The 22,075-nt window shown below is 43.4% G+C and carries 10 protein-coding genes; 4 read left to right on the top strand and 6 right to left on the bottom strand.

Annotated elements, in window-relative coordinates:
• Positions 1-369: 369 nt before the first annotated feature.
• Positions 370-837 (top strand): Rsd/AlgQ family anti-sigma factor, encoded by a 468-nt coding sequence (locus SWP_RS21060; RefSeq protein WP_044556158.1) that lies wholly within the window; start codon positions 370-372, stop codon positions 835-837.
• 160 nt (positions 838-997) lie between these two features.
• Here SWP_RS21060 and acnB read toward each other — a convergent pair whose 3' ends face one another.
• Positions 998-3,595 (bottom strand): bifunctional aconitate hydratase 2/2-methylisocitrate dehydratase, encoded by a 2,598-nt coding sequence (gene acnB, locus SWP_RS21065; protein ID WP_020914702.1) that lies wholly within the window; start codon positions 3,593-3,595, stop codon positions 998-1,000.
• 400 nt (positions 3,596-3,995) lie between these two features.
• On the opposite strand from acnB, the gene hxpB reads away from it, so the two are divergent.
• The 3 genes from hxpB to ltrA all read left to right on the top strand — a co-directional run bounded on the left by hxpB (position 3,996) and on the right by ltrA (position 8,760).
• Positions 3,996-4,661 (top strand): hexitol phosphatase HxpB, encoded by a 666-nt coding sequence (gene hxpB / locus SWP_RS21070; protein WP_020914703.1) that lies wholly within the window; start codon positions 3,996-3,998, stop codon positions 4,659-4,661.
• A gap of 601 nt (positions 4,662-5,262) precedes the next feature.
• Positions 5,263-6,171 carry a hypothetical protein gene (locus tag SWP_RS21075; protein ID WP_020914704.1) on the top strand — a complete coding sequence of 303 codons (909 nt, stop codon included), beginning with the start codon at positions 5,263-5,265 and terminating at the stop codon, positions 6,169-6,171.
• Between the two features lie 1,116 nt (positions 6,172-7,287).
• Positions 7,288-8,760: a group II intron reverse transcriptase/maturase gene (gene ltrA / locus SWP_RS21080; protein WP_020914705.1), complete on the top strand. Its 1,473-nt coding sequence runs from the start codon at positions 7,288-7,290 to the stop codon at positions 8,758-8,760.
• A 361-nt stretch (positions 8,761-9,121) separates the two neighbouring features.
• Here ltrA and SWP_RS21085 read toward each other — a convergent pair whose 3' ends face one another.
• From SWP_RS21085 to aceF, 5 genes are all read right to left on the bottom strand, one after another.
• Positions 9,122-11,179: a M13 family metallopeptidase gene (locus SWP_RS21085; RefSeq protein ID WP_020914706.1), complete on the bottom strand. Its 2,058-nt coding sequence runs from the start codon at positions 11,177-11,179 to the stop codon at positions 9,122-9,124.
• Between the two features lie 144 nt (positions 11,180-11,323).
• Positions 11,324-13,540, bottom strand: a complete 2,217-nt coding sequence (locus SWP_RS21090; protein WP_020914707.1) for a patatin-like phospholipase family protein — start codon at positions 13,538-13,540, stop codon at positions 11,324-11,326.
• A 64-nt stretch (positions 13,541-13,604) separates the two neighbouring features.
• The gene (locus tag SWP_RS21095; protein ID WP_020914708.1) at positions 13,605-18,098 is read right to left on the bottom strand and encodes an EAL domain-containing protein; all 4,494 of its coding nucleotides are present in this window, start codon (positions 18,096-18,098) and stop codon (positions 13,605-13,607) included.
• A 430-nt stretch (positions 18,099-18,528) separates the two neighbouring features.
• Entirely contained in the window at positions 18,529-19,959 is a 1,431-nt protein-coding gene (gene lpdA, locus SWP_RS21100; RefSeq protein ID WP_020914710.1) for a dihydrolipoyl dehydrogenase, read from the bottom strand.
• A gap of 160 nt (positions 19,960-20,119) precedes the next feature.
• Positions 20,120-22,066: a dihydrolipoyllysine-residue acetyltransferase gene (aceF, locus tag SWP_RS21105; protein WP_020914711.1), complete on the bottom strand. Its 1,947-nt coding sequence runs from the start codon at positions 22,064-22,066 to the stop codon at positions 20,120-20,122.
• Positions 22,067-22,075 lie beyond the last annotated feature (9 nt).

The following is a 22,075-nucleotide window of genomic DNA, read 5'->3' on the forward strand; positions in this document are numbered from 1 at the left end:
TTATTTCTAAGCCGTTAATGCTAGATCTCATATCTGTAATAACTGCGATCTGTAACCATAACTTGACTTAACCTAGGCTGTACAACTCTCAATGTGACAGAAAAAAGTTGCACCTACTGGTCAGCTTTGGTATAAAAAGTCTGCGCTAGCAAGAACAATCAAGAAGCTCGTCGCATCGAGCCCGCAAAACTTTACTCGCCCAGCGATAGCATTCTATCGCTGGGCTTTTTCTTTTCTGCCATTTCAACTTTCTATTTCAAGCTGGTTTGTCCATTTAACGATTAAGCATAAATCGTCCGAAAACAGTTGATCAAAGTCTCCGTTCTCCCTACATTAGAAGTTAGGGATAGTTTCATAACGGGAAAGATCATGCTAAGAAAGTTAGAAAAAGCCGAACAAAAATGGGGTGGTTCCAATACTCTTATAGATCAATGGCTAAACAATCGCCGTAACCTATTGATTAACTACTGCCAGATTGCCGGCATTCCACCTTATGAAATTACCGAAAACACCTTACCAGCTTTTGACTCCGTCAAAGCCTTTTGTGACCAATTAATGGACTATGTTTCGGAAGGACATTTCGAGATCTATAACCAAGTGGTTACCGCCTGTGAGAAGAATGGCAGCTCAAGCCAGGAGTTAGCACAGCAGTTAGTACCGCAGATCAGTGAAACCACAGATACCGCACTCGATTTTAATGACAAGTACACTGAAGCGGAAGATGAGAAAGTCCTGTTCCATCTCGATAAAGATCTGTCATCTTTGGGTCATGCAATGGAAACACGCTTTGCGCTAGAAGATAAGTTACTGGAAGTGCTACACACTAAGCATTCATAGTCAGTAGTCGAAGTTGCTCATAGCAAGATGATCGCCTAAATCCCGAAGGTGTAATCGTCTGTCATCTGTCAATAACTTTAGCAAACACATTCCAGGACAAGACGCAGACAACAAAAAGGCCAGCTAATTAGCTGGCCTTTTTAGTACATCAATTTGTCACTTACACAGCAGACTGGAAGATAACTTCGTCTGCTTTTTCTGTGTACGATGCAATTTGATCGAAGTTCAGGTAACGGTAAGTGTCAGCTGCCGTTGCATCTAACTCTTTAGCGTATGTCTGATACTCGTCAGGCGATGGTAGACGACCTAATAGTGCCGCCACAGCTGCAAGTTCCGCTGATGCCAAGTATACGTTAGCGCCTGTACCTAAACGGTTCGGGAAGTTACGCGTTGAAGTTGAAACAACTGTCGAGCCTTCAGCAACACGTGCTTGGTTACCCATACACAGTGAACAACCAGGGATCTCAATACGTGCACCGACACGACCGAAGATGGCGTAGTAGCCCTCTTCTGTTAGTTGATCACGATCCATCTTAGTTGGCGGTGCAATCCACAAACGTGTAGGCAGAGTCGTGGCAAACTTGTCTAGCATCTTACCAGTTGCACGGAAGTGACCGATGTTAGTCATACAAGAGCCAACGAATACTTCGTCAATCTTAGTATCAACCACTGATGACAGTAGAATCGCATCATCTGGATCGTTTGGCGCACAAAGAATAGGTTCTTTGATCTCGTTCAAATCGATTTCGATAACTTCAGCGTACTCAGCATCGCTATCAGCTTCCATTAGCTCTGGATTAGCCAACCACTCTTGCATTGCAGTAATACGACGCTCAATAGTACGACGGTCGCCATAACCTTCAGCAATCATCCACTTAAGCATGACGATGTTAGAGTTTAGGTATTCGATGATAGGCTCTTTGCCCAGCTTAATAGTACAACCAGCCGCACTACGCTCAGCAGATGCATCAGAAAGCTCAAATGCTTGCTCAACTTTAAGCTGCTCAAGACCTTCAATTTCCAGTACACGACCAGAGAAAGCGTTGATCTTACCTTTCTTCTCTACCGTCAACAGACCCATTTCAATCGCTTTATGAGGGATTGCATGGACCAGGTCACGTAGAGTCATACCAGGTTGCAGTTCGCCTTTAAAACGCACCAAAATTGATTCAGGCATATCCAGTGGCATAACACCTGTTGCAGCAGCGAATGCTACTAGGCCAGAACCCGCTGGGAACGAGATACCAATTGGGAAACGCGTATGTGAGTCACCACCAGTACCAACTGTATCAGGCAGTAGCATACGGTTTAACCATGAGTGAATAACACCGTCACCTGGACGTAGTGCAACACCGCCACGGTTCATGATGAAATCAGGTAGCGTATGGTGAGTGTTCACATCAATTGGCTTAGGGTAAGCCGCGGTGTGACAAAATGACTGCATCGTCAAATCAGCACTAAATCCAAGACATGCTAGATCTTTAAGCTCATCACGCGTCATAGGACCGGTAGTATCTTGTGAACCAACAGATGTCATCTTAGGTTCACAGTATTGGCCTGGACGAATACCCGTCACGCCACATGCTTTACCAACCATCTTCTGTGCAAGAGTGAAGCCCTTACCTGTATCAGCCACATCTTGTGGACGAACAAATTCTGTTGATGCTTCTAGCGCAAGAGTTTCACGAGCACGGTCAGTCAAACCACGACCAATGATCAATGGAATACGACCACCAGCACGAACTTCATCCATTAAGACTTCAGTCTTTAGAGAAAATTCAGAAATAACTTCGTCGCTATCGTGACGCTTAACAAGACCTTCATATGGGTAGATATCAATAACATCACCCATTTCCATCTTGCTAACATCTAGCTCGATTGGTAACGCACCAGCATCTTCCATGGTGTTGAAGAAGATTGGAGCAATCTTGCCACCGAGACAGAAACCACCCGCACGCTTGTTTGGTACATTAGGGATATCGTCACCCATGAACCACAGTACTGAGTTAGTAGCAGACTTACGTGATGAACCCGTACCTACAACATCGCCCACATAAACTAATGGGAAACCTTTAGTTTTTAGTGACTCAATCTCTTTGATTGGGCCAACAACACCCGCTTCGTCAGGAACAATACCGTCACGGGCATTCTTGAGCATAGCAAGTGCATGTAATGGGATATCTGGACGAGACCATGCATCTGGCGCAGGAGATAAGTCATCGGTATTAGTTTCACCCGATACTTTAAATACTGTTAATGAGATTTTCTCGGCAAGCTTTGGACGAGATAGGAACCACTCAGCATCAGCCCAAGAGTGAACAACTTGCTTAGCGTAATCGTTACCTGCCTGCATTTTTTCCACTACATCGTGAAATGAATCAAACATCAGTAGCGTATGAGATAGTGCTTTAACAGCAAGTGGTGCTTGTGCATCGTTATCTAATTGAGCGATTAGTGGCTCAATGTTATAACCACCTTGCATAGTGCCAAGCAGCTCAACAGCGCGCTCAGATGACAAGATGCTTGATGATGCTTCGCCTTTTGCGACAGCATCTAGAAAACCCGCTTTTACATAGGCAGCTTCATCAACACCTGGTGGGATACGGTTTTCTAGCAGATCAAGAAGGAATGCTTCTTCACCTGCAGGTGGGTTCTTAATCAATTCAACTAGCTGCGCCACTTGTTGGGCATCTAATGGCTTAGGGACTACGCCCTCTGAAGCACGTTCTGCGACGTGTTTACGATATGCTTCTAGCACGGCAACATTCCTCTTTGTTTGGCGTTCTAACAGCGAAACTGCTCGTCTTCACATTGAAACTGACAGCTCGGCAGGCTCGACCCTTATTTCGACGCGTATTATACTACAACTTGGCAAAAGTATGAATCAGATCACACTTGCTCAGATGAGAAATAGCACACAAGCGACAAGTTGCTCTTACCTTAGCCTTTCAAATTAGGAAAGAAAACTAGACCATAGTGTTAACACTGAGATTAATCACATAAAATCAATGCTATAGACAGTTTTTCACTTTTTTATTGCTATACTCAACGTCTAATTTTCGTAAAGCTAAACACAATAATTCCTAGCATTATTTGTAAAAACATAGAAAATAACCACTAATATTCACCATAGTTATAATGAACATAATTGGATACTTATGAGCAAACCTGAGCTTAAAGCCGTTATTTTCGATATGGACGGCGTACTGATCGACTCAGAACCGGTATGGCAAATTGCCGAGCACAAGGTCATGACCGAGCTTGGTTTAAACATCACAATTGAAGATACTGTTGAAACAACCGGCCTGAGAATCGATCAGGTTGTTTCATTCTGGTACACCCGCTTCCCCTGGCCAAACTACGACAACCAACAAACTGCAAAAGCTATTGTTGAGCAAGTCGTAAGCCATATTAATGCTGATGGCAAAGCGATGTTAGGTGTAATCGCAGCACTTAAAAGCTGCCAAGAGATGGGGCTTAAAATTGGCCTCGCAACCTCTTCATCGAGTGACATCATTAATGCTGTTTTAAACAAGCTGGAAATTAGAGAATACTTTCAATCGATTAAATCAGCTGAACATCTAGCCTATGGCAAGCCGCACCCTGAAGTTTATTTAAATTGCGCCAATGGACTCAATATTGATCCTATCAATTGTTTAGCCATTGAGGATTCATTTAATGGATTGGTCGCCGCACGCGCAGCCAATATGCAAACTATTGCCATTCCAGAGCCTAAATTTGCCCATTTACCTAAATGGGCTATCGCCCATCAGCAACTTGACGACCTTACTTTTTTGCCTAAGGTATTGGCAGCTAAAGTTTAGCTTATAGCCTTGAGTTATAGTTCAACCTACAAACTATAAATCGCAGCGGGCGCATGTGCAGATACAACTGCGAGACGCTACAAGTCAATTAGATCTCTAACGCATCAGACTGCGTCTGATTAAAGTCGTGGCGCTTCACCCACACCAGACCAAAAAGGGGAAAGCGCTTGCCCCCCTTTTGGATATCCCTCAGCGCCCCGGCGAAATTTAAAAAGCAAAATTTCCAACGGGGAAGATTTGATTCTGTGAGTTTATTTAAGCCCTTTTTGCTCTGAACGTTTACTCTAAGCTAAAAGCACAAATATCAAATTCCTACAGATACGTTTACCAGAAATCATCGGGAGCACTTTGGAAGATACAAACTTTTTCATTTCACAAAACCGATAAAAATCAGCCTTATGAAAAATGTAAAAAAGTGATACACAACCCCATTGAACACCCTAGGCTCTCTTTCTCCGCTGCTAGCCAAGCAGTTACAGTAGTCTAAATGTAGAAAATATCTATTTACAACAATGCCTTAGCAGTGGTAACTTGTTAAAAATTTAACCAGTTGCTAAGAACGTTATCGAGCGACTAATGAATAAGTTGTTAGGATATCCGCATGTATCTTGCACCTATTAAGAAAATATTGAAGTGTCCAGAGAACATTAGCGCATGGGATGTGCTGGTCGACAATTATGAGTGTTTTTTATGGGATGATAAAACACCACTAGATCTACAGTGGAATAATATCCCTAAAGCTAAGAAACTTGGTAAGTTGAATTTACATTTAATCGATGATGATTCGGTAGAAATTCGATTTAATAAGCAATCAATAATCACAAGATTGCTATTAAGTAAACAAGACTACTTACACCAAATATTTGCACTGAATAACCTTATAAATCAAACTGTTGAAATTTACCTCTGTATTGATTCAATTGGTAGCTCGAATCTTGGATTTGCTTTTGGTAGGAAGATCGACTGGGAAAAATTTAAGGTTGAATTTGGTGAAAAGGCATTTATTGTTAGGTTTATGACCATTCCAGCCGATTTCAATGACTTTTTGGAGTCGATATCAGAATATGAGCAAAGGCCTGACATTACCTGTAGTCAAGACTATGTCAACTTGACACGACACTTACCTATATATTGGAAAGCAACAGGTAAAAATTCGTGGGTTAATGTTGAACAAGATGATGGTGGGCTAGACCAAAGAAAAATTGTTAATTTGATCAATGCTTATATCGGCACTGATAATTCAAGTATTAATTATTTATTGTGCTTTAATGACCAAGAGATAGTGAAGGTTAGTGGGTGCCCCTCGATAGCTGAGAAACTGTTTCTAAAAGTAAAAGAATCTATCGAAGTTAAATCAAGCTACAAAGGGTTTATTACAAGCTTTAATTTTACTGAATTATTTATTTATGACTCAGATTTCGAAACTGTCCTTATTATAGTGACTACATCAAAAGCATTATTATGGAGATCCGGTGAACTCCTACCAATATCCCAACAATTCAATAAATAAAGGTTCACCAAACATGTCATGCTCCCACGACATTTGGCTCACTTATTACTGAGGCGTTAGTTGCCATCACATGAATCTAGCTCAGAGATATATTAAATTTTTAGATGATGCCCATTTTGTTTGGACTGAGTTAATAATAATCCTACCGGCATGTATTGTTGCGGCATTATTGCTTTCCGATACTGAGAACAACTTCAGGCTATTGGTAAGTGGCATAATATGCAGTATTATTACTGCTATTCATCTTTCTCTCGGCTTGTACTCTCTAACAAAAAAGAAATATTGGAGCTTTCTTAATTTAATGTGTTTACCAATCGCTTCAATAATTTTAATGTTCATTCTGATAAGCAAGTAAACGGCAACTAACAAGAATTTAAAGCGGGACTGCTAACCGTTTGCTCGGTTTCGTTTCGTTTCGCTTCACGTTTTAGCCAACAGTTAAAAACCTCTTAATGGGGCGTTACCGCATATCCGTTTGTCATACTTTCCCTTATGAAATTCATCAATCCGAGAGTTGCAGCCCTAACTCACTTTTGTCCGTGCGACCTGAAGTCGTATGAAGCGTTGTTCACCACGGTAAGAGTGAACCATCTGTATCACCAGATGACCCTAAGACTCTGAATAAAGTAGCGAGTCTGACAATGTAACGATATTTGGCTTATGTCAAATGGGAACTGAATCGTGAGAGGACGTTCTTCCTGATAACCACAATCGGGTAAGTGCTAGGGTGTCAGTATGATGAACGTATGTGAATCCATGTAAGGTGCGTTATATGAGAAACAGCGGAAGTGGTTAATACGCTGTGGCCAAAAGGCACGAGAGTTGGAAAGAGATTGGACAGTGCTCTTTCGTGATCAAATAACTCTCCGCACTATAGTGGGCATCTAACCTGACGTTGCGCGACATACGGAACAGGGTAAGCCTGTATTGCTCCCTTTGGGGAAAGTGGCCTGCGAAGGCTACTGATAGTGATGTAGGTAAAGGAGGCTGGAAAAAGCGAAAGCCGTGTTGTAATGATGCGGATACAGGTTGTTATCTGGCGCGAAAGCGAGCTGACTTCTAGCTGGTCTCCCGTTGCAAGATGATTTGAAGAACTTTATTCAAGGAGAAACGCAAATGATGGCTTCAATCGAAGTTAGTGCATCTCCTAACAGCGCTCAATGGCAATCCATTAACTGGAAAGCGGTTAAGCAACATGTATTAAAGCTTCAAATGCGCATTGCAAAAGCAACCCGAGAAGGTAAACACGGTAAGGCGAAAGCGTTGCAGTGGATATTAACTCACTCTAAATCAGCAAAATTGCTTGCAGTTAAAAGAGTTTCTCAAAACAAAGGCAGCAAAACACCTGGAATCGACGGGATCATTTGGAACAGTGATGCTCGTTGTATAGGTGCGGTCAATCAACTGAGTAGAAAGGGCTATCATGCCAAACCGCTCAGGCGGATCTACATCCCCAAGAAAAACGGCAAACTCAGACCTTTAGGCATTCCCTGCATGATAGATAGAGCGCAGCAAGCGCTTCATCTTCTCGCCTTGGAGCCTATTTCGGAAACGGTGGCCGACCTCAACAGCTATGGCTTTCGACCTAACCGAAGCACAGCAGATGCCATTGCACAGTGCTTCAAATGTTTATGTATGAAGCGCTCTAGCCAATGGGTTCTTGAGGGTGACATCAAAGCTTGTTTCGATAAGATTGGTCATCAATGGCTCATCGACAACATTCAATTAGATAAGCGAATGCTGAAACAATGGCTTGGATGTGGTTATGTTGATAAAGGATTGTTCTACAAAACAGCAGAAGGAACACCGCAAGGCGGGATAATCTCCCCAACGCTGATGTTACTGACGCTGGCTGGGTTAGAACAGTTGGTTAAGTCTATTGCTTGTAAAACAGGGAATAGAGTCAACTTTATCGGGTACGCAGATGATTTTGTTATCACAGGTTCTTCGAAGGAAGTGCTCGTCAATGAAATCAAACCGCAACTCATTGGCTTTCTACAGGAAAGAGGCTTAACACTCTCTGATGAGAAAACGCACATAACTCATATCGATGATGGTTTTGACTTTCTGGGATTCAATCTTAGGAAGTACAAAGGCAAACTGCTCATTAAACCGAGCAAGAGTAACGTTCTATCATTTTTGAGTAATCTACGTGAATTCATCAGAAAACATCCAACAATCCCCGTTAACGATTTAATCAAAATATTGAATCCGAAACTGAGAGGATGGGCGAACTATTATCGCCACAGTGTTGCAAAGCAAGTTTTCGGTTATGTAGGCCATCAACTTTTCTGGCTGTTATGGCGATGGGCGGTAAGGCGTCATCCAACGAAAAGTAAGGACTGGGTGAGGCGTAAATATTACATGAATCGCATAGGTGGGTGGCAATTCCATGGCTGGCAGAAGATTGCCAACATGGACTGCCATTTTAATCTGGTTCAGATAGCTCAAACGCCGATAAAAAGACATGTGAAAATCAGGAGCGCAGCTATACCTTACGACCCCGAATACGAAGCTTACTTAAGTAAGCGGAAACGGGCAAAGGAAGGCAGAAACTCTTGGTTTGATCCTGTTTTGGCTGCTATGTAGGGTGCTGGGTAACAGAATACGCCTTTGTGGAGGCTTGAGCCGTATGCAGTGAAAGTTGCACGTACGGTTCTTAGGAGGGTGGCACTTGGTAACAAGTGCCGCCTATCCGACAATAATGAGTCAGCTCTGTAATCGGATTACTAGCTATTCATCCGAATTGGGCTGTGCAAGCTTCTAAATCATGGATGATTTAGGCAGAGCCTATAGGGATATATTCACGGCGGCTTGCAAAAGCTCAACGCAGGTGAGTTACTTTGAAGAAATATTGAGGTTGATATCAATTGTTAGCCGGCACACTCCATAAAAAAGCCCATCGTAAGATGGGCTTTTAGCATTTAGCTATGGCTAAGCAAATAAAACATTACCAGATTTTCACTCGCTCATCTTCCGTCAGGAACATCTTGTCGCCCTCTTTAAGATCGAACGCTTCATAGAAGGCGGGGATGTTACGCGGCGTACCCATTGCGCGGAAGTGACTTGGCGAGTGAGAGTCGGTCATTAGACGGCGACCGAGCTCCTCATCGCGGTAATTGCGGCGCCATACTTGTGACCAGCCGATAAACAGACGCTGCTCACCAGTAAGACCATCAATCACTGGAGATGGTTTACCATTGAGGCTCATCTTATATGAACGTGCAGCAACCGTTAATCCACCTAAATCACCAATATTTTCGCCCAAAGTTAAGTCGCCATTGACGAACCTACCAGGCATGGCTTCATAGCCAGCGTATTGCGCAGATAACTGCGCACCACGCTTTTGGAACTCTTCACGATCTTTATCTGACCACCAGTCACGTAAGTTACCATCACCGTCATATTTTGCACCCTGATCATCAAAACCATGGCTGATCTCATGACCAATTACCGCTCCAATGCCGCCATAGTTAATCGCATCATCGGCATCCATATTAAAGAATGGTGGCTGTAAAATAGCTGCAGGGAATACAATTTCATTCATCACTGGGCTGTAGTAAGCATTCACCGTTTGTGGCGTCATGTGCCACTCAGTACGATCGATTGGTTTGCCCAACTTAGCGAGCATTGCCTTATATTCAAATTGAGCATACCGCTGGTAGTTACCTACAAGATCATTGGCTTCAATATCTAGCGCAGTATAGTCTTTCCACTTATCAGGGTAGCCAATCTTATAAGTAAACTTGGCGAGTTTTTCTTGCGCTGCAATCTTAGTTTCCGGCGTCATCCACTCTAGTTCATTAATACTAACCTCAAAACCTTTGATCAAGTTTTGGATCATCTGTTCCATTTTAGCTTTGGCTTCTGGCTTAAAGTTCTGCTTAACGTACTCTTCACCTACTATTTCACCAATCACTTGATCGGCTGCATCTACCGCTTTTTTCCAACGGGGCTTCTGCGCTTCAATCCCCATCAAGGTGTTACCGTGGAAAGCAAAGTGAAGATCAACAAAGTCCTTACTTAACAACTCAGCGTAATCATCCACCAAATGGAAGGCTAAATAATCTTGCCATTCCGTAACAGTGAACTTGTTAAACTGTTGGCCAAATTTTTCAAAATACGATGGCTGACGAACAATCACTTCGCTCACCTTATCGATATCCGCTCCCGCCGAGAACTGCACAAAGTCAAAACCCTTAACTAAGCCTTGCAGCTGTTGACGATCCATCTTGTTATAACTTTTATTGGCGTCACGCGACTCTACTCGGCTCCACTGACTGGCAGCAATAAATTTCTCAATCTTTGCCACACTCTTGCTAGCACGTTGCGGATCGCTATAACCAGCCTCCGTCATTAAGTCGGTAACATACTTGTCTAATGCAGCGCGATTAGCGGTAAACTTCTCATCATCTTTCAGGTAATAGTCACGATCTGGTAGTGTCAGACCAGACTGGTATAGATAAACACCGTATTGGCTAGAGTTCTTCGCATCATTATTGACATAAAAGCCGAATGGTACGGAAGCACCGTGAACCAATAAGCTCCCCATTAAGGTCGCAATATCGTTATGAGTAGAAGCGTAGGCAATATCTGATAACTGATCTTTCAGCGGCGAGAACCCAAGAGTTTCAATCGTTTTGGTATCCATAAAGCTCGCGTAAAAGTCACCCACTTTCTGCTCACTACTGCCCTTTACCTTGTTGGGCTTGGCTGCAGAAGCCTCAATGATCTCTTTCAATGAAGCTTGGCTTTGTTCATACAGAACAGTGAACGAACCGTAGTTAGATTTATCCGCGGGGATTGGCGTATTAGCTAACCAAGTGCCATTAACACTGTAATAGAAGTCATCTTGGTGACGCACTGCTGGATCGAAATTGGCTTTTTCAACACCTGATACTAGTGCTGTTGACGTTTGAGTGGATTCTTTGTTGGCTTCGTTACTGCCACAAGCAGTTAAGCCTAAGCTTAGCGCTACACAAAGTGCTAATTGACTGACTTTATTCATGGTTATCCCCGTTATAGTCCTTTAAAAAGCTCTCAACAGTCCTGTGAAGAGCTAACGCTACACATTATGTTTTAGACCAAATAGCCCAATATTGTAAATGTGCAGCGCTTAATTAGTTTCCTCTACTCGCGAACGCTATTACTTCTACCAGTTTTTACCAATAAACAAAAAGATAGTTTTTTCACCGTCATCTGCGGCGCCAAAACCAAAGGCAGCGGGGCCCACACCAGTATCAATACCTAGGAATAAACTACCGGAATAGATGAGATCGTCTAGAGCGACACTGTCCTTTTGAGTCCAAACGTTACCCGCTTCAAGGCTGGTACCTAAATAAAGCGGATATTCTGTCATGCCTAATACATCTCGGCCGAGATCATACTGATAGACAAAAGCGCCGAAAATCTTATGCGAGCCATAAAGAGCATTTTTATGATAACCAGAGAGGTTTAGAAATCCGCCCAACTCAGAAACGTTGACGGTAAACACGCCATCTTTATCGACTGTAGCTAAGGAAGCAATACCAACAAAGGCATGATTACCAACGCCAACCGCACCACGCCAATCAGCTTCGTATTGCATTGAGAAATTTGAAGAGTCATCAAAACTTTCAAGATCATAAGTTTCTTTTCTCATGTATACATTGAAAGTAAATCGGTTACCTGAGGTCGGGAAATTAATACTGTTAAGATCATCATAGGCAAACTTCAAATAACCACCATAACCGGTGTAATCAACAGTGCCAAGGCCCCAGAGGTCATTCTCAAGATCACCAGTTTCACCTAGAATACCAAGTTCAACCATACCGTTTTGAGTGTAATTAATACCGATCCCCGCCTCTGCACGGTATGAGGTCTGTCGCAGCTCTAAAATCCGTTGATTATTCTCAAAGAACCCCCAGTCTTTGAGCTCATACTCGACCCTCGCTCGACTGAAATAATCTTGATCTTTAGACAAGGGCTGATAAAACTCAGAGCCAAGCAATTTATCAAAACCAAGCGATATTTCGTTTCGCCATTCACCGCCGTTTTCAGTCAGGTTGGTCATGGTGTAAGCAAGATCCAACGACACAACCGAGTCTAAGCTAAAGTCATCTTCCCAGCTAAACCCAAAATTGAAATAGTTAGGTCCCCATGATTTAGCTGTAGTCATTACCGTTAGTACTCGACCATCTTCGGTGTCGGTAAACTCTGCATCAACACGCTCAAACTTATCTAAGGCATAGATCCGTGCAATCCCGGCTTCCAGTGTTGCGGTTGTAACGTAATCCCCGACATCTAGATCTAAACTATCTGCCAGTAACTTCTCACTGACTTTGGATTCATTGTCATAAACCACTTTAATTAATGGGCGATTTATTTCATTAAGCCAGTGCTCACTTTTTTGCTTTTTAGCTACTAGATAACTTTGGAATTCAGCCTCATCAATCGATAGCTTATCTAACCTAGACGAATTCTCTCTGGCTGCAATTTCGCCTAACGGCAGTGCGATGGGCATTATACTGAAATCTGTCGTACTCAATTCACCAATATTAGGTCGAATTAAGATATCACTGTCGGTCAATAACGCTTTTTGCTTCTCAGCACTGGCATTGGTTAGAATGGTAGATAGCTGATTAAGTACTGCTATGGTACTGTTGAGCTCGTCATTGCCCACCAGTGGTGAGCCAATATCGACCGCGATGACAATATCAGCGCCCATCTCCTTGACCACATCTATCGGCATATTATTGGCAATACCGCCATCAACCAGTAAAAGGCCATCTATAACTGCAGGCTGCAGTGCTCCAGGAACAGAGGCTGATGCTTGCATTGCTGCAACAATACTGCCACTGCTTAATACGACAGGCTCACCGGTAGCCAAATTTGTTGCAACAGCTCTAAAAGGAATTGATAGCTCATCAAAATGGCCAAGCTGCTGAATTAAATTGGTTGAGCTTCGTAACAGCTGCGACATACTTTGGCCACGGAGCAGACCCGCTGGCATTTTAACTTCTTCATCGCTATAGCCGATATTGATGGGGATGTTATATTTATCGCGAGTTTCTTTGTCTTTAAAGCTAAGAGCTTCACGGGGAATAGTGTCTGAATAACCTTTGTCCCAGTTGGTCGTCATCATAATGGCTTCAATTTCAGCTGCGCTGTAGCCAAGTGCATACATGCCGCCAACATAAGCGCCAATACTGGTCCCTGTAATATAATCAATCGGGATATTCTTTTCTTCGAGCACTTTTAGCACACCAATATGAGCAGCACCTTTAGCGCCGCCACCACTGAGTACCAAGCCTATTTTAAGCCTTTCTTCGGCACTCACATATGACTGAAAAAACACAAGCAAACAAAGAATAATAATTCTATGTATCATAATGACTTATTCGACTCTTCTAATGATATTTTAACCTAGGGTATTTAACTAGTTTGTGCAAGCTTTAGAGACTGGGTGCCAGCAGTTGCTTTGCTTCGGGCGGTAAACTCAAATCAGCTCGGGTTGCCATGTAAACTTCTAAATCAGCCGATGACATAGGCTTGGCAAAGTAGTATCCCTGTATAACATAACAGCCACGACTAAAGACTTGCTCTAACTGCTCATGGGTTTCAACACCTTCAGCCACGACATCTAGCTTTAAGTTTCTGGCCAGCTCAATGATACTACTGGCAATCGCTTGATCGGCCTTATTAGTAGCGATATCAATTAGGAACGAACGATCGATTTTCAAAGTGTTCACCTCAAAATGACGTAAATAAGCTAACGATGAATAACCGGTTCCAAAATCATCAATTGCAACATCAACTCCCAGTGCTTTGAGCTCTTTTAGGTGTTGTTTAGCCACTTTAAGCTCTTTCATCAACACGCCTTCGGTGATCTCAAGCGATAAAGCGTGATTCGGCATGCCAGTTTCAGCTAAACACTTTTCAACACCTTGAATAAAGTCATGCTGACGGAAATGCAGTGCTGATATGTTGACCGATACCTCAAGTGGTTCAGTCAATGTTTGCGCCCAGCGGGCGCCGTGACGACAAGCTTCACGCATCACCCAACGGTCAATCTCCACAATCAACCCACAAGCTTCAGCAACCTTGATAAATATATCGGTACGCACATAACCATCTTGTGGATGGTTCCAGCGCAGTAATGCTTCTACTCCAACAAGCTTATCGTTCTGTAAAATATCTATTTGCGGCTGAAAATGAAGTTCAAACTCATCTCTTTCAATCGCTTTTCGCAGATCAGCTTCAAGCCTTAAATGGTAAAGCGCTTCCGCGTTACGATCTTGAGAATAGTATTTAAAGTTACCTTTACCTTCATCTTTAGCGTGATACATTGCCAAATCGGCATTTTTAATCAAGGTCTCTGGCTGTTTAGCATCTTCAGGCCATAGACTCACACCAATACTCGTAGAGATATAAAATTCACGTCCGTAAAGGTCAAATGGTTGCTGAATACTCGCCAACAGTTGCTCACAAAGCCGGTTGATACTATCGATATAAATATCATCACGCAGCAATATTACAAACTCATCACCGCCAAAACGGCATAGTACATTTTCTTGAGAAATGAATGTTTGTAACCTATTTGAAGCTTCAACCAATAAAGCATCACCCATACTATGACCATATGAGTCATTCACATGCTTAAAGCGATCTAAATCTAAGAACAGTAAAGCAAGCTTACCCCCCTCTTTTTCCGCTTGATAAATGGATTGCGACAGCTTGCTTGAAAACAAAGAGCGGTTAGGCAGCCCCGTCAATACGTCATAATTAGCCAGTCGGCGTAGATCTGCCTCAGTACGTTTGCGGTCGGTGATATCAGAGAAAACTACGACGTAATGCGTTGCCTCGCCATTAGTGTTCAAAATCGAAGATACATTTAACCAAACCACGCACTGCTTATCGTTAGCACACGCAACCGTACACTCTCCAGTCCAGCTCAAGCCATGCTGCAACAGGTCGGCAATATGAGTTCCAGACTCTTTACCGAGTAATACCTCCGAAAAAGACTGTCCGATTAGCGTGCTAGATTTATAGCCTAAAATATCTTGAGCGGCCTTATTGGTAACCTGAATGAGCTCATCTCGGTCATAGATAAGTACTGCTTCAGTGGTATTTTCAAATGCTTGAGCCAGCAAGTAAACATCATCTTTAAGCTGACGTTGCTCAGTAATATCGGTGTAAATTCCCGCTACTCTCTCTATCTCTCCATTAATCCGATTACGCTCTACAGGTCGTCCCAACACTCGGATCCAGCCCCAAGAGTTATCACTGCGCAAATAGCGGTATTCGACCTCGAAGCGATCGACTCGCTCTTCAAGCATGTCTTTCCATGCTATAAGGACATTACTTTTATCTTCATTATGAATAGGGATTTCACCTATTTTAAGATAGACCTGACTATCTTTGGCACTCAATAAACCACCAACATTTTCGAGCCTAAAGACATCTGTCTCAAGGAGCCATTCCCACAATTCAGAATCGCTGCCTTTTAATGCTTGTTTGAGTCGATTTTCACTGTCCGAGAGCGCCGAATTTATTGCCCTAAATGCCATCACTTGCCGCTGCCGGATTAAGATAACAGCTAAGCCAATTAGCAAGACCCCTATTAACATTAGGCCTTTAAACCAACTCGTTTGCCACCAGTACACCTCTACTTCAAAAGAAAATGAAAAGGGAATAGATGACCAAACTTCATTCTCCAAACTGATAATTTCAAGTATATGAGTCCCCGCACCTAACCCCGAAATATTGAGTTGAGATTGACCATTTAGGTAGATAAAACTACCACCAGTTTTATCTTCAGGTCGGCGCAAGCGGTACTGCAGTTGCAATGGCTTTTCATTAAGGTAATTTGTCCGTGCTAATTGGAAACTCACCAATTGCGCCCCTGGCAATATACGATGCCCTTCTTGCGGGACTAAACTAATTTCGGTTCGAGATTCAAAGTAAACTTCCATCGACTCAAGTAGAACAGTGTCTTTTCCCGTTCGATTCGTCAATTTGTCTACATCCAATAGCATGGCGCCATCAGGGGTTCCAACATAAAGCCCCTCAGAAGAGATGTGCACAGCTCCCTCATTGAGCTCATCACTGACAAAACCATCTTCAGGTGCGATGACCACAACATCCTCGGTTAACGTATCAAAACGTATAATGGAGCGCGGACAACCAATTAAACGATAGCGGCCGATCTCTTCAATAAAATAAACACTGTTGCAGTCAACCTTCCAGTCCTCTGTTAAAGAGCGAGTTGTAGCTGTTTTATGATCGTATTCAACCGCCCCTCGGTTCTTCAGCCCAATCCACCAAAGGTCAGGCTCAACCTCTTTGATAACCGTGACCGATGCCGTAGCCTGCCCATTAACAATGGGGGCTGTAATTTCATGAAAGCTCTGTTGTTTATCAAAATAACCGAATAAACGGTCGCCGCCGATCCAAAGACGCTGAGTACTATCTCGCCTAACCTGTTTAATCTTCTGTAACGTAACAATGCTCTTATCAGCACTCAAGCTTACATATTGAGGTTTAGCTAAACCTGGTTCCCAAAAGAACAATCCTCGGTTAGTAGCAAACCAAATCCGTCCGGGAATCAACGTGTCGAAATAGGTGCTATAGATGGTTTTGTTCTCTAAGCTGCCTACTCCGCCGTTCCAGTCCGCAAATGTCTGCGTATGGAAGGTTTTTGTATTAACCACAGAAAGACCGCTGGTGCTCGAAAGTAAAATATTTTGCTCATCAAGGGCATCAATATGATAAATACTGTCATTGAGATCAATATTCTGCGGTGTGATGAAATAAGAATGTTTGGTTTGTCTATCGATAAGCAAGAGCCCAGCGTCAGTGCCAAGCCATAAATCTTCATTATCAGAATAGATAGACCAAATGACTTCATCAGGCATGTTGTAAGGTACTGACTTACTGTACTGTTCAAGTAAAAAATCCGGTGTGTCAGCCAATACAGCAACACCATCACCCGAGCCACCAATCCAGACAAGCCCCGTATTATCAACAGCGATATCGTGTATATAGTCGATGTTGGAATTCTGTTTTATTTCATTACCGTACTTTTCTACTAGCTCTGCATCGGGTTGCCACTTAAGCAAACCTGTTCGGCTAGCTAACCATAGAAAGCCGTTATCATCTTCTGCAATATGGGTAATATAATAAGGTAATTGTTCGATCTGTCTGAAAGATAAATCTTGTTCGACTAGCTCAAAAAATCCTTTGCTAGAGCTGATCCAAGTTCGACTACTGGAATCCCGAAGTATTTGTTCAATACGGCCATATGCTTCATGCCAAGGAAGTACAGCGACTCTTTCTCCAACCTCATCGCGGATTTCAATCCTACCTTCTGTCGCCACCACAATTCGATTATCAGATAGAGTGGACATCGCTCGCCAAGGATAGTCTTGATTACTGCTTAAGAAATTTATCCGCTCTAAGGACATTTTGCTGTAATTAAAACGTAGCAGCTCTCCCTCACCAGTGAGTATGATCCGGTTGCCCTGATCATCTTCAATTTGTGAGGTGATCCCCACTCCCGTAAACTCTGGAAAAAGTGCAGGGCTGCCAAAGGCGGTAAAAGTATTGCTATAGATGTCATAAAGGTAGATTTCATAGAAGCTACTCACCAACAGGTGACGCTTACTAAGAGGAGAGACCATTTTGATATGGTTATCACTGAGTTTAGAATCTAAACCGACCTGATCCAGTCTTCTAATTTTGCTACTGCCGACGCGATACAAACCTTCCTCAGTCGCTAGCCAAGTAAAACCATGCTCATCAAAACTGATATCCCATACGGTGCCATTTATCAGTCCGTCACTGGCAGTAAAAATGCGTTGAACCACGCCACTGGCAAAGACCGGTGTCGAACAGATAAGCAACAAAATGATAAAACTAAACCACTTTTTTATAATTATAACTCTCATTTGATATACCCATTTAGCTTTAGGTATAGAGGTTTTTAGCTTTAATACCAATTGCATTAAAAGTTTGACCATTCAGCGGGAATTCAAAACGCTGTAGGCAAGTAGTGGAATTTGAGCTAATAGTTATTCTATATCCAAATCCCATAGCGAAGCATACAGCGTTTTGAAACCCGCACTACGTGAGCCCCTCAGTCTTTCCACTTCTGCTTTGCATTGGCTTAAAAGGGAATAACCATTTCTTTACCAATGCGCTTTGAATTGAAAAGGCTGAGGGGCTCTGAACTGGCCAAATACTTAATGCAATTGGTATAACTTGAATGTATCATTTAGATAACACAGAATCACGCATTGATTAGCACAAATCCCATATTTACGGGATTTAAGGCATAAAAAAAGCGCTCAAATGAGCGCTTGATTTATTAGGAAAATCTTACTTTTTCTTCTTTTTTGCCTTTGGGTTTGGCAAATCAGTAATTGAGCCTTCGTACATCTCGGCAGCAAGACCAACTGACTCATGTAGAGTTGGGTGAGCATGAATGGTCAATGCTAAATCTTCTGCATCACAACCCATTTCAATTGCTAGGCCAATTTCACCGAGTAACTCGCCACCGTTAACACCAACAATAGCACCACCGATCACACGATGAGTCTCTTTGTCGAAGATAAGCTTAGTCATACCTTCGCTCGCATCTGATGCGATTGCACGGCCACTTGCAGCCCAAGGGAAAGTTGCAGTTTCGTATGATACGCCCTGCTCTTTCGCTTCTTTCTCAGTTAGACCAACCCACGCGACTTCTGGATCTGTGTAAGCGATAGATGGGATCACTTTAGGATCGAAGAAGTGCTTAAGACCAGAGATAACCTCTGCAGCTACATGCCCTTCATGCACACCTTTATGAGCAAGCATTGGTTGACCAACAATGTCACCAATCGCGAAAATATTCGGTACGTTAGTACGCATCTGCTTATCAACATTGATGAAGCCACGCTCATCAACATTCACGCCAGCTTTCTCAGCGTCTAAGCCTTTACCATTTGGTGTACGGCCAATCGCAACAAGCACTGCATCATAACGCACAGGCTCGCTAGGTGCCTTCTTGCCTTCCATAGTCACGTAGATGCCGTCTTCTTTCGCTTCAACAGCTGTCACTTTAGTCTGCAAAATTAAGTTAAACTTCTTCTTAATTTGCTTGGTAAAGGTACGAACAACATCTTTATCTGCGGCAGGAATAACTTGATCGAACATCTCTACAACATCGATTTCGCTACCTAGAGATGAATAAACGGTGCCCATTTCAAGACCGATAATTCCGCCGCCCATAACAAGTAACTTGCCAGGCACTTCTTTAAGCTCTAGCGCGTCAGTTGAATCCCAAATGCGTGGATCTTCATGTGGAATAAATGGCAGTTGAATTGGACGTGAACCCGCAGCAATGATTGCGTGCTCAAAGTGAACCACTTTAACGCCATCTTCACCTTGAACTTCAAGCGTGTTAGGGCCAGTGAACTTGCCTAAGCCATTCACTACGTCAACTTTACGCATTTTAGACATTCCGCCTAATCCGCCAGTAAGCTGACCAATTACTTTCTCTTTAAAGCCGCGAAGCTTATCAAGATCAATCTTTGGCTCACCAAAAACGACACCGTGGTCGGCAACAGCTTTTGCTTCTTCAATCACTTTAGAAACATGAAGCAATGCTTTAGATGGGATACAACCTACGTTCAAACAAACGCCACCCAATGTGCTGAAGCGTTCAACGATGACAGTATCTAGACCGAGATCTGCAGCACGGAATGCCGCTGAATAGCCCGCAGGGCCTGCGCCTAGTACAACTACCTGAGTTTTGATTTCGTTACTCATGTTTTCCTCTATTCTTTTTATGTCGTTGGCGGAAGCACCGTCTCAACGATAAAGTGTGGCCAAATCTTGTAAGGTGGCCGCATTTTAACCTTTGTTTGATACTGATCACAATCCTAGTCGTAACAGAAAAAAGGCCACTCAACCTGAGCAGCCTTCAACTTTACAAAATAAGTGTACGAATATCACTGAGGATGCTTGAAAGCGTGACACTAAATCGTGCCGCCATCGCACCATCGATAACTCGGTGATCATAAGATAATGACAGTGGTAGCATTAACTTAGGCTCAAAGTCTTTACCATTCCACTTCGGCTTAATTTCAGATTTAGATACACCCAAAATAGCCACATCTGGATAGTTAACGATAGGCGTAAACGCCGTACCACCAATACCACCTAGACTTGAGATTGTGAAACAGCTGCCTTGCATATCAGCAGACTTCAGCTTGCCATCACGCGCACGGACGGATATATCCATCAGCTCACGAGAAAGCTCAACAATACCTTTCTTATCAACATCACGAACTACTGGCACCATCAAGCCATTTGGCGTATCAACAGCCACACCGATATGGAAGTACTTCTTCTTAATCAGTGACTCACCGTCAGCGCTTAAACTTGAATTAAACACAGGGAATTCAGCTAATGCCTTGGCAACTGCTTTCATCATAAAGACTAATGGCGTGATCTTATAATCCGCTTTCTTCTTAGCAGCCAAAGTGTTCTGTTCTTTACGGAACGCTTCAAGCTCAGTGATATCAGCTTCATCAAACTGCGTCACATGTGGGATAGTTACCCAGTTGCGATGCAAGTTAGGACCAGAGATCTTCTGAATACGACTTAACGGCACTTCTTCAACTTCACCAAATTTGGCGAAATCTACTTTCGGCGCTGCAATCACATTCAAGCCACCAGCACCGCCAGCAACCGCTGTAGCGGCAGATGCTTTAGGACGACTCAGCTCATACTTGATAAAGGCTTGAACATCTTCTTTAAGAATACGTCCTTTACGGCCTGTACCTTTAACCAGCGTCAGGTCAGCACCAAATTCACGCGCTAAGCGACGCACTGCTGGTGACGCATGTACCGCACCAGTCTTAGGTTGGTTACCCGCACTTGGATGATGCGGCACAGGTGGCTTGCTAGCTGTAGGTGCGGCTACTGGAGCTGGTGCACTTGCTGCAGGCGCGCTTGCAGCTGGAGCCGCAACAGGTGCAGGTGCAGCTGAAACCGTTTCAATGCTCGCAATCACGCTACCTTGAGAAACTTTATCACCCAGCTTTACAGTCAATCCAACCACTTTACCGGCAACTGGTGCAGGTACTTCCATAGTCGCTTTGTCTGTCTCTAATGTGATGAGGCCTTGATCAAGCGTCACTTCATCACCAATGGCAACCAGTACTTCAATCACGTCTACGTCTGCAGCATCACCGATATCAGGCACGGCAATCTCTTGCACTGCACTCACACTCGCTGCAGCTGCTGTAACAGGCGCTTCTGCAGCCACAGGTGTTGATGCTGGAGCGGCATCGCCAACTTCAAGCATCAATACTAATGAGCCCATAGACACTTTATCGCCAACGTTAACTTTAAGCTCTTTAACGATACCAGCTGAAGGTGCTGGCACCTCCATAGTGGCTTTGTCTGTTTCCAGCGTAATCAAACCTGTATCAGCATCAATTTTATCGCCGACGGCAACCAAGACTTCAATCACATCAACATCTGCTGCATCACCAATATCAGGCACATTGACTTCGATAACTTGTGTACTAGTTGCAACTGGTGCTGCTGCTACAGAAGCTGGAGCCGCTACTGGTGCTGGAGCAGAAGGTGCTACAGGAGCAGGAGCCTCTGCAACAGGCGCTTCGCTCGCCGCAGCTGACATCATTGCAATCAACTTACCTTCTGACACGGTATCGCCAACTGCGACTTTAAGCTCGCTCAATACACCTGCAAATGGTGCAGGGATATCCATCGTTGCCTTATCGCTTTCAACCGTGATGATTGACTCTTCTGCTGCCAGCGTATCGCCTACAGCAACACAGATTTCAATAACCTGAACTTCATCACCACCGATATCAGGAACCAAAACTTCTTTTAATTCAGCCATTTTGTTTCC

Origin of the sequence: Shewanella piezotolerans WP3 (assembly GCF_000014885.1) — a bacterium.
Taxonomy (GTDB): domain Bacteria; phylum Pseudomonadota; class Gammaproteobacteria; order Enterobacterales; family Shewanellaceae; genus Shewanella; species Shewanella piezotolerans.